This is a genomic window from Desulfogranum aggregans, assembly GCF_055398265.1.
Genome location: NZ_AP042447.1, coordinates 2320448 through 2332094, shown reverse-complemented (window position 1 = coordinate 2332094; position 11647 = coordinate 2320448). Strand labels below are relative to the sequence as shown.

Genomic DNA, 11647 nt, shown 5'->3' with positions numbered 1-11647 from the left:
TGAGCTACATATTGAGCCCCTTTCACGGGGTCACAGGTGTTGCGTGATCATGAAACAATGCTACCTTGGAATGCTAGGAAAAATAAAAAGCAAGCTAGAGTGATCCAGGGAGTGGCTTACCTGGTGCTTACATTAATTCTGTCTCCCCCTCCCCCCCCCATAAAAATATACCATGCTTCAACTTGTTCGTAATACACATGATCATTTCCAGGCCTTTAAAGTACTAGTAGGAATTAATATAAGAACCACTGTTCTTTCAACCAAACTGGGTTGGATCTGGTGGATTCTCGATCCATTAATAATGATGGCTATATATTATTTCCTCGTCAAGGGTGTCTTTGGCAGAGGAGGTGAAGATTATCATATTTTTGTATTAACTGGAATTGTAATCTGGCAGTTTTTTACAAAAAGTATCATGGCTACTCTGAATGTGATATCTGGCAGCAAACAGGTTATTCGGCAGATAGCCTTTCCCTTACCTGTTCTTATTGCCATTCCTGTTGTAACTAATTTTTTCTTTGCATTCGTAGGAATGTTTATAGTCGTTATATTTAATTTTTCAATTATTAGTTTTAACGTATTGGCAATTGTTCCACTTTTGTTTATTGTAGCTCTTTTAAGTTATGGAGTTGGTCTTTTTTCTTCAGTGGTTAGTGTATTTTTTTCAGATATACGTCAATTAATTTCCTATATACTTAGAGCTGGTTTTTTTATTAGTCCGGTGCTTTATCCTACAACAAGACTCGTTGATTCACCCAGTATACCAGAACAGTTCAAGTTCATATTACAGTTTAATCCGATGATGTGGATTCTTCCATCTGCCCGAAATATAGTTCTCACTGGTGAGGTATACGATTTGGGAGAGTTCACCCTTCTTCTACTATTGGTTTTGCTGCTGGTTAAAGTTGGGCTAATTTGGATGCGTGCCAACTCTTCAAAAATTATCAAAATGTTATAGATAAGAATATGGCAGTTTTTTTAGCTACCTTACATTCTCCACTTAGCAAAAGTGGAGGTATTGGAATAATAGACTCAGAGCACGGTCTCGTCTATTTACAGGTCGACAATCCACCAGACTCAACCATATCGCACCAGTTACGTGGTATGGCATACCACCAAGACTGCCTTTATATCACAACACCAACCTCAGTCCTTGTTTATTCTGTTGTGCTGGATTTAGACAAACCACTTTTTGAGTTGAAAAGGAAAATTTCGTTGCCCGAGTGGTTGTTAGGGCCAAAGACACAAGCTGACCTATTAGGGATTTTAATTTCTCCTCGAAGAAAACAATTATTAGTTGCTAACAATCTTTTCAATTCAGTGGACGAGTTTTCTGTTGATGGAGTGTTTATTAAGCGTCATTTTCTTTATAAAATAGCCCCTCTATTATTTGCAGTTCCAGAAACTATCACCGAGCCATTTAAATATGGGCATATCAGGCAAATAGTTGAGACTGGCTTGGGAACAGTGTTATTGACGGTGAGTTCTGTGAACGGCGGAGACATGGGCTGTGTTTTAAACTTTGACACAGGCGAGATTTTACTCAATGATCTGGACAAGCCACATGGTGGAATATGTTATGATAACCAATTTTTTGTTCAAGAGATGGCTCAAGGACTACTATCTACTTATCCGCTAGATCAAGCAGGCATGCCGGTTAACAAAAAAAGCTGGGAAAACAAACCTGAAATTTATAACCCGAAGTTTTCGAAAAGTATTCAAAATATGAGAGGAATGGCTTGTGTTGATGGTTCAATATTTTGTGGTGTGTGTCATTGGGGGGCTACTGAAAAAGAACAAATACCTCCGCGAATTGTTTCTTTTGATGTTAATACCGGGGAACAAGAGGCCACAGAGATTTTCTTTCCTGATTTGCAAGAATTCAGGGAGCCTCGTGTTTTTTATTTAGCCCCGCTGTCATTAGAAATAGAAGGCCTTGGCCGAGATGGGCTGTCATTCTTTTTAAACGGAGAACGGAGAGAGCCTGTACCATATTTGCCACCAATCACAAAAAACGACATACGTGTAGGAGAAACCCCGAAAAACGATATTGATACAGTGGTACCTTCACCCCAAATTGGAATAAATGAATGTGATACCCCCCACAGGGAGTCGGATGAAAATGACTCCTCCGACAGGGAGCCAGCAATCATTTTAAACAATGTCAGTCTTGCTTACAGTAGAAATGCAATTTCACTCTTGTCTTTTAATAAGAAGCTGAGGCAATCATTTGAATACCAAGCTCTTACGGATATTTCGCTCACCATTTACGAAGGTGAAACGGTCGGAATCATCGGACGAAATGGTTCAGGAAAGAGCACTATCGCTATGCTGATCTGCGGTTCATTACCCCCTGACAAAGGTTCGTTAATAACAAATGGACGTGCTCAGCTTCTCTCGATTGGGCTTGGATTCAGGAACGAGCTTTCCGGCCGGGAAAATGTATTTCTAAATGGTGCGCTTCTTGGCCTTAGTAAGAAAGAAATTGTAAAATGCCTTCCAGAGATTGAGGATTTTGCAGAGCTGGGTCAGTTCATGGAAGAACCGGTTCGTACGTATTCGGCAGGCATGCGGAGTAGGCTTGGTTTTGCCGTGGCCACCGCTGTTAGTCCAGATATACTCATTCTTGATGAGATTATGTCCACTGGAGATGCTGCATTCAGAAAGAAGGCTGACAAGCGGATGGAAGAAATGCGTGAGAGGACAAAGACTATAATTATGGTATCCCATAGCATTGGCCAGGTAAAAAAAATGTGCTCTAGGGTTATATGGTTGCATCAGGGTAAAGTTATGAGGGATGGTGTCCCCAGTGCTGTCCTCCCGGAGTATGAATCCTTTTGTGAGGATTCGCAAGCATGGTTAAAGGTAAATGAAGCCAGTCTAGATCATAGACAATCTAGTTCATAGAAGTTGTTAAATGTTCAATTAAAGCAAATTGTTAGTAAATCACAGGAAAATGCGACTCAGTGTTATCATACCAGTATATAATACTAAAAAATATCTACCGGAATGTCTTGATTCAGTTTTAGAACAATCGTTAGAAGGTATTGAAATACTAATTGTCGATGACGGGTCGGACGATGGCAGTTGGGAGGTTATTCAGCAATACCAAAGTTTGCATGATAATATATTAACTTTTCAGCAACAAAGAAAACGACAAGGGGCGGCTAGGAATCTGGCATTAAGGCATGCTGCTGGAGAATTTGTTGCATTTCTAGATTCAGATGACACCATACCTCCAACAGCATATCAGCATATGTATGCAATGGCACAGGAAAATTCATCTGATATGGTCGTTGGGGTTCAACAATCTTTTAGTCCTACGAGACGCTGGGTTGGTGTACCTGTGCACCGGAATCATTTCGGTGAAGCCATTCATAATACAAACATTATTGAGTTCCCTGATCTTTTATCTGATATCAGTGCGTGCAATAAACTGATTCGAAGAAGCAAATTAAACGGAACAGGCATACTTTTTCCCGAACAGAAAGCAGGGGAAGATCTCGATTTTATGGGCAGGGTCTTCTTGGAGTTCAATAAAATATCAATTCTGCCTGAAGTTGTTTATAATTATCGAGCCAGAGTAAATGCTAGCACGGGAAGAATAAAAGCATCTTTTTTTCAAGATCGAGTTTCTACTACACATTCGCTATACAGCTTCTACGAGCAGGCTGATCAATTGGCCATTTTTCAGTTTCTCCTGAGGTCTGAAATTCGAAAGCTTGTTGGTAATAGACTGTCAAAAGTAATTGGCACCTTGCCTGGAAAGGATCAGAGGGAAATTGTTGTATCCATTCAATCTCTCGTGCATCTTGTTCAGTTTGAAGCATTGCGTACCTGTAAAGATCTTTCTCCTGTGGATAAGATGAAAATTATCCTGCTGAAGGAGAACGAAATTGATGCACTATATCGACTGATTGGCAATGAGAATGGTGGTAACTTTTTAAAGGCTATAAAAAATACAAATTGTGTGCGGCTTGTGCATGGCCTTTGGAAAGAACATAAACGTGGTGAGTCTAGTCTGTCGAGTTTGCAGAAAGTAAAACGGTTTATTCGACCTAAATACTTCTTAGTGAAAAGATTTTTGAGGCGTAGCTACTACTTGCTGAAAAGAGTAGCTAGGGCTGCCGCTCAAGGAAATTTTTCTGGTCTTTACTGCGTAATTAAATACCTAGTTATTGATCTAAGTTTTCTAGTTAGGGGAGCGAACAAATGGGATGAGCAGGAGGTGTGGCTCATCGATGAGAGGTGGGCTCAAAGTGCAGAAGATAACAGCTTGCATTTTTTCATTTATTTACGAACTCAACATCCTGATTTACCAGTATACTATATAATCAAAAAGAATTCAGTGCAGAGAGGGAACGTTCAACCCTATGGTAATGTGGTCATTTTATTCTCCTGGGAGCATCTCCGATTACTCCGCTTTGCTCAGGTACTGATTTCAACAGACGGTTTTAAAGCATTGGCTTTTCCGTTTGAACTCATACCTTTTATTCGGAGAAAGACTTTTAATGTTTTTCTGCAGCATGGTGTATCTGGAAATAAAACAATGAGCTATTATAAAGAGAGGCATCCTTATTTCAATATGGTCGTGACGAGCAATGAAAGGGAAAAGCTATCTTTTGTCGACGTTTATGGTTTTCATGAAAGTGAAGTAGTCGTTACGGGAATTGCTAGGTTCGATAAGTTACCACTTGATCGCAAAGAGTACATGGTCCGTAAGATACTTGTCGCACCTACCTGGCGTAAATGGTTGGCCAATAAGCATGATATAAGAGAAAGTATCTATTACAAAGAGTGGGCAGGGCTGCTGAAATCAGAAAAATTTATCAAGATGCTTGAAAATCGTGATATCCAACTCGTTTTTCAACCGCATTTCAATATGATGAGGTATATTCATGATTTTGAAGGGCATTCCAAGAATATTAAAATCATTACTGAGTCCGATGAGCCCCTGCAAAAACATATAATCGAATCAGATCTACTTGTTACCGATTATTCCAGTGTTATGTACGATTTCTTTTATCAATACAAGCCGGTATGCAGTATTATGTTTGACAAGGCAGAATGGTATTCTCCTCCTAATGGGCCCCCTTTAATTGATTTTGAACACGACCTACCAGCAGTTATCTTTGAAAACAGTGAGCAATTTATTCAGGCTTTTGAGAATATTACAAGTAAAAAGCAGGCATATACTGAGAGTGATGTGCTAAAGGTTGCGCGAATTTTCCAACATAGAGATCACGAAAATTGCAAGCGAATTTACGAGCATATTCGTCAAAAGATGCATGGTGAGTAACGCTTATTGATTCGTGGTTGTAAGCGCACTTTAGCTACTTAAGTAGGGTGTTGGAAAACGCCAATTGATAAACACCGCGACGAGCGGTATCTGGTCCAATATAACTATCTTGGGAATCATGAATAAAGGTTCCGGAATGGTCAGTTCAGATGGTGAGTTTGCCTCCTCAGAGGCCTGAGTCTCCGAGGGGCTACGCTTGCGACAGGCTCGTGCCATGGTCGACAAACCAATGCGAGAACGGCTGCCAATTTTCAAAGAAATTAACTTCAGTGCCGGCTCGGTCCGGAAAACCTCCTGAGGTCATTTCTATGGGGGGTGGTCTACTCGATACGCATTGAGCATATGCTGGTTGAGTATCTGGATTGTAATTTCCCTTTTTGCTGGCTCGTAGGCCTGTCTGTTGAAGATACTGTTTGGAGCCACTCCACCCATTCAAAAAAACATGAGCGAATAGTCAGTGATGACATACCTGTACTTTTCCTCCAGTATTTTACGAGTCAGTTTGAAGGGGAAGGAATTCTTTCCGAAGAGCATTTCACGGTCGATGGAACGTTGACAGAAGCCTGGGGTAGTCAAAAAGTTTTCGTCCCCCAAAAATGATGACTCGGGTCAGAGAGTGGTGGCTTTACCCCTGAAGAAGGCTTTCACGGAGAGAGGCAATGCAATACGGCCTGAACCTTTGCCACTGATCCGGTATCAAGGCTCTTCAAATAAGGTAAGGGTTAAGAAGGAAAGCTCTGTTCCATAGGCCACGTCTTTATAGCGAACCGCAATTTCTTGGTTGTTGAGTGACGTGTCACGCTCGGAGTCGGGACAGGTGGACTAGAAGTTGCGCTTTCCATGATCAAGCTCTGGCTTTGCCTTTTTGGTCGCCAAAATCAGGGCAGGTGGCGAAAAACAACCTGGTGATGGTATGCGACTAATATACTTGAGGTTTTCGGTAACCTGTTAGTTTCTACGGTTCTTTGGTGACATATTATGAGAGAGTATTTTTATACTGGCGCAAAAAAACATCAATATATTTTGCTCGTTGGCGATTGTTTGTTGGTGTTTTTGTCAATGTATTTTAGCTTTGTGCTGAAAGCATTGTTTACGCAGCATCATGTGTCATTTGATTGGGCTGTCGATCGGGTATCAGTATGGGTTCTTCCATTAAATTTATGCTATTTGTTTTGTATCTATTTGTTTGATTTATATAACCCCAATAAAAATGAGTATTCAACGAAGAGATTTTTCGACATTTTTTTAAGTGTTTTATTGGCAAATTGTTTCATAGGATTAATGCTATATTTTGTTCCTAAATATGTCTTTGGCCGCTATGTTTTTGTCCTTAATTTAATATTGTCTGTTTTTTTTCTCGTTTCTTGGAGAATGGTCTTCGTTAAAAAACTTTTAAAAAAAAGACGGTCAAGGTTAATTAAAGTGGTTGGGAGTAAGTCGGTCGTTTTGCCCTTCATCTCAGAAATGAAAAAGGTGCACAGTAATAGTGCTGATAATTTTATTAGTTGTATAGTTGATGAAGACGAATATGGTGGTAAAAATATAACTGAAATTGATAATTGCGATATTTTTCTTTTCGATTCGGTCGATTCAACTTTTTCTGATGAAGAAGCAGAAAAGGTTATGGAACTCAGACTTTCTCACAAATATGTTTATGATGTCGCCACCTATTATAAAAATATTACAGGTAAAATCCCTTTAAGGTATATAGATGGAAATTGGCTTCTTCGGAGGGAGGCAGCTCAAGGAGTAGCTTGTAAATATTACCTCAAGATAAAAAGAATATTTGATCTTTTGTTTTCACTTGCTTTGTTGTTTGTTTTAGCGCCGTTTTTGCTTGTTATCGGGTTGGCAATTAAATTGGATAGTAAGGGGCCAGCTTTGTTTGTGCAAGAGCGGTTGGGGCTTAATAAGAAACCATTTAAATGTATAAAGTTTAGGACAATGGTTGCTGATGCCGAAGCCCAAACTGGTCCAGTCTGGGCTCAGTGTGGCGATAGTCGGGTCACTCGAATAGGTAGATTATTGAGGAAAACTAGGATGGATGAACTTCCTCAATTGTACAATGTTGTTGTTGGAGAGATGTCGTTTATTGGTCCTAGGCCGATACGTAAGCATTTTGCAGATAGTCTAGCTCTATCTGTGCCATTTTACGATTTGCGATTTAGAGTTCAACCAGGGTTGAGCGGTTGGGCCCAGGTGAGTTGTGGCTATGCTGATTCAGGAGAAAAGCAAAGAGAGAAGTTTGAATACGAATTGTTTTACATACACGACACCTCCTTTTTTCTTGATTGTCTTGTTTTTGTTAAAACATTAAAAGCGTTATTTAGGGTGCAGGGAAAGTAAAATGCCCGCTCGCTTCAAGATTCAATTGTGTCGTCGAGAGTCTTTTTTTGTGTTGCGAGGAGTGGCATTGGTAGGGGTCGTTTGGCTATATGTTTTATTGGTCATTTCTGATGGGATCCTTCTTAATTATAGTGATATGTACTATTATCTTCGAATTGTCGAAGATATGGCAAATGGTGAATTTTCTCTTTTCGCTACAAAGACGCGTACAAATTTATTCCCATTATTGCTCTATGGTTGGCTTGAATTTTTTGGCTATAGCTTAGAGTCAATTCGTTTCTTTTACCTGGTTTGTATAACCATTGTTTCGGTTCAGGCGCTGATTCTTGGGAGTCTTTTATTTAATTTTATTTCAGGCGTGTTATCATGTTTTTTTGTTCTGACTTCGTTTACTTTTCTCCATTTTGTATATTTTCCCCATATTGATTTGGTTCTGTTGCTTTTTATTAATTTTTCTTTGATAACTATAGCTCTTGCTTTGAAATTTAAAGAAAGGGAACTCTATTTTTTTCTGCTTTCTGGCATTTTTATCGGTTTTTCTTTACTTATTAAAGAATCTGCTATATGGCTGGTGTTTTTATTGCCATTTTATTTTCTATTGGAAAAAAGGAAACTGAGCTCGAAATGTACTTGTCTGTTTGTACAGCTTATTCCTTTTCTTTCTGTTTTTTTCTGTATCTTGGCGTTTTCTGGAAAGGATTTTTTTGTCCGTTATCTAACTAAAATTAATAGAATAATTGATACGTTGATGAGTGGGGACAATGTTTTGGTCAATGCGCAGCATGCTGGTTGGGCTGCTTACGGATTGGACCATCTCTTTCCTTGGGTCAAGGCGTTTTTATTCTTTTTTTTTCCCATCTTTTGGCAGTGGGAGAATCTTGTTCCTGTTCCAAGGATATTGATTGTATGTGAACAAGCTGTTTTATTCTTTTCGTTCTTTATTTTTTTGAGAAAAAAATCCGAAGCAAAGTTGTTCATTTGTTCTGCTTTGCTAGTATTTTTTCCAAGATTTTTATATGTAGCGATAGCTGGAGCAAAACTTCGCCAGTCTTTACCTTTTTTCTATATATTTTATCTACCATTAGGATATATATTTTTTTTAACCTTTGTTAAGCTTTAGTTTGAGAACTGTAGGCACGTTTTACTGCAGTCGAAAAATAAAATCACCTAATATCAGCACGTTGCACTTTCAAGTCTCCTGATTTTGGTCAAAACCTGTAGGCACACGTTTGAGTAGTTTTTTATTGACAGGTTGGGGATACGCATTTAGCATGATAGGCAATCATGTATTTGCGAACTACTCAACGAAAGAACAAAGACGGCTCGGTAACAAAATACTACCAGCTGGCCCATAACGAACGGCATCCGGTCACCGGTAAGGTGACTGCTAAAATTATCCACAGCTTCGGGCGGGCAGACCAGTTGGACCGTGAAGCCTTGGTGCGGTTATGCCGATCCGTTGCCAGAGTCTGCGGCGTCGAGGTTATTGATCCTCTGGACGGTGAAGTGCGCAAAGGCGGCTTACCGGAAGATGTCAAGATCCTCCGGACCGTCGATTTCGGTACAGTTAAAATCATCGAGGAACTGTGGGAGCAATACGGTATCGGCAAAATATTCAGGGAGGTTGCCAAAAAGAAGCAGGTTCCCTATGAAAAAGCCCTGCTTGCCATGGTTGCCAATCGACTGTGTACTCCGGAATCAAAACTTGGTGTTTGGGACAGGTGGCTTGAAACTGTATATCTGCCAGGGTGTGACAGCTTGCAACTGCATCACATGTATGAGGCCATGGACTTGCTCCATAGCCATTCGGATAAGGTAGAGCGGGAGATCTTTTACAATGTGGCCAACCTGCTGAACCTGACGGTGGATCTCATCTTCTATGATACCACTACAGCATCTTTTGCCATTGATTATGAGGATGAGGAAGGCCCGCGGCAGTATGGTCATACGAAAGAAGGGACATGGGCGCCTCAGGTCGTTGTCGCCCTGGCTGTTACTCGAGAGGGTATCCCTGTGAGAAGTTGGGTATTCCCCGGCAATACTGCTGACGTCAGTACTGTCGAGACCATAAAAAGCGATCTTCGAGGGTGGAATCTTGGCAGGGCGCTGTTCGTTGCTGATTCCGGGATGAACTCCGAAGGGAATCGAAAGGAACTGGCTAAGGCCTGCGGCACATATCTGCTTGCCACCAGGATGGCCAGTGTCAAGGAGGTTAAGGAAACAGTTCTTTCGCAGCCAGGTCGTTACAGGGAATTCTCTGAAAATCTTCATGCCAAAGAGGTGAACCTCGCCAACGGCAAGCGATATATCGTCTGTTATAATCCGTCGGAGGCCAGACGGCAGGCCACCCACCGAGAAAAAATTGTTGCCATGCTTGAATGGGAACTCAAGCAGCACAAAGACAAGAGTGCAACCAGGAAATGGGCTATAGCCCTGTTGGGTTCTCGAAGGTACAAAAAATACCTGACCATAACTGAGAAGGGCACCGTCCGGATCGACCGTAAAGCCATAAAGGCTGCGGCAAAGTATGATGGCAAGTGGGTACTGGAAACCAACGACATCCACCTGAGCCTTGAGGATGCGGCCTATGGTTACCGTGGCCTGATGGTCATTGAGCGGTGCTTCCGCTCACTTAAGCGTACGCAGATCAAAATGATGCCAATGTACCATTGGGCTGAAAGGCGAATAGAAGCCCATGTAAAAATATGTGTGTTGGCACTATTCGTAGAGCGGATAGCGGAGCTGAAATGCAAAAAACCCTGGTCACAGATTAGACGGGTTGCGTCTAAAATACAGGCAACGGAGTTCGCCACACCAGATCACAGTTTTTACCAATTAAATGAGCTACCCAAGGTGGCGAAGTCCATGCTGAACTGCCTTTCAATTGACCGACTTCACGAGGTTTTTGGTATAAAAACTGTTAAAAACGGTACTGCAATAACGTAGGCACACGCGAAAAACAGCGTCCTTTGCCAAGGCCCGCGGGAGCAGGCTTAGCGCCGAGGTGTTGATTTTGAATTTTAAACCCCAGTTAAGGTTGAAACCTTCGTTCGCCCTTATGTGAAGGATGGTTGGGAAAAATATTTTATGCTATATGTTATAATATTATTTGTACTGGTAAAAATTTTAATTTTATTTAATGCTATTGACTATTCATTTTCAAGTATGGATATGTTTTTTTATCGAAAAGATCCTTTTTCTTCTTGAGTTTAATGTTTTTTAAAATTTTCTTTCTAGTCTGTATTTTTAGCTTGATTTTTTTGTTTTCTTTTTTGCTTTTTTTAATTTTTGGTGTAAATTTTTATACTTTCATTTGTGTCATAGTTTGCTTCTTTTTTTGTTTTTTCAGTTGTTATTTTCTTAAATGTTTTTTTGTGAAGCAAGTTCCTGTAAAAATATATGTTTTTTTACTTTTTCTCTCGTTGTTTTTTTCTTTTTTTATAGTTTTTGCTATTAGCTCTAGGTTAGAAATTTCTCATTCGTTGGAAGTTCGTCCATTGTTGCAAAAAAATGTTCAGTCTAGGGGTTGCGAGGTGTGGATTATTGACCGGAGAAATAATTTCAGCAATGTAATTGATAGGGAAAATCTTGTCCTTGAGGGTGAGTGGCTATCACGTAAAAGAGCGATAGTCGCTGACGGTAGAAAAGGCACCAAAGCCTATTGGGAAGGGCAACTTAATGCCGGGGTGTCGATAGCCTTTTTAACGCACAGGTACTCTGGTCTTGTGGATGTAGTATGGGATAGCACCTCAAAGGTTTATGACCTTTATTCAGTTGAGCATGACGAATTAGTAATTCATTTTCCTAGGCATAGTAATTTGTTTTTGTGGTATGCGTTTAATGTCGTTTTTTTTGTATGGCTAGTGTTGCCGTTGTATGCTACTTTTTTGTATTTTTTTCATGATTACAACTATCCTTAAGCATGATTTATCAAGTCGTCTGTACTAGTATAATTTTCTTGAAATAGGGTGCATGAAGTTGTTGGTAATTTGATTTAAATAT

7 protein-coding genes and 1 pseudogene are annotated in these 11647 nt (G+C 40.2%); all 8 read left to right on the top strand.

From position 1 onward, the window contains the following. Window positions 1-172: 172 nt before the first annotated feature. On the top strand, window positions 173-958 hold the full coding sequence (locus tag ACZ52Z_RS10370) for an ABC transporter permease (protein WP_464270666.1): 786 nt from the start codon (window positions 173-175) through the stop codon (window positions 956-958). An 8-nt stretch (window positions 959-966) separates the two neighbouring features. Further along, window positions 967-2907 carry an ABC transporter ATP-binding protein gene (locus ACZ52Z_RS10365; RefSeq protein ID WP_464270665.1) on the top strand — a complete coding sequence of 647 codons (1941 nt, stop codon included), beginning with the start codon at window positions 967-969 and terminating at the stop codon, window positions 2905-2907. Window positions 2908-2956: 49 nt separating this feature from the next. After that, window positions 2957-5299, top strand: a complete 2343-nt coding sequence (locus ACZ52Z_RS10360) for a bifunctional glycosyltransferase/CDP-glycerol:glycerophosphate glycerophosphotransferase (RefSeq protein ID WP_464270664.1) — start codon at window positions 2957-2959, stop codon at window positions 5297-5299. Between the two features lie 291 nt (window positions 5300-5590). After that, window positions 5591-5899, top strand: a pseudogene (locus ACZ52Z_RS10355) (transposase); the annotation flags it as partial. A 378-nt stretch (window positions 5900-6277) separates the two neighbouring features. Beyond that, the gene (locus ACZ52Z_RS10350; protein ID WP_464270663.1) at window positions 6278-7645 is read left to right on the top strand and encodes a sugar transferase; all 1368 of its coding nucleotides are present in this window, start codon (window positions 6278-6280) and stop codon (window positions 7643-7645) included. A gap of 1 nt (window position 7646) precedes the next feature. Beyond that, window positions 7647-8765: a glycosyltransferase family 39 protein gene (locus tag ACZ52Z_RS10345; RefSeq protein ID WP_464270662.1), complete on the top strand. Its 1119-nt coding sequence runs from the start codon at window positions 7647-7649 to the stop codon at window positions 8763-8765. A gap of 164 nt (window positions 8766-8929) precedes the next feature. After that, on the top strand, window positions 8930-10591 hold the full coding sequence (locus tag ACZ52Z_RS10340) for an IS1634 family transposase (RefSeq protein WP_464267206.1): 1662 nt from the start codon (window positions 8930-8932) through the stop codon (window positions 10589-10591). 428 nt (window positions 10592-11019) lie between these two features. Then, on the top strand, window positions 11020-11565 hold the full coding sequence (locus ACZ52Z_RS10335) for a hypothetical protein (protein WP_464270661.1): 546 nt from the start codon (window positions 11020-11022) through the stop codon (window positions 11563-11565). The last annotated feature ends 82 nt before the right edge of the window (window positions 11566-11647 follow it).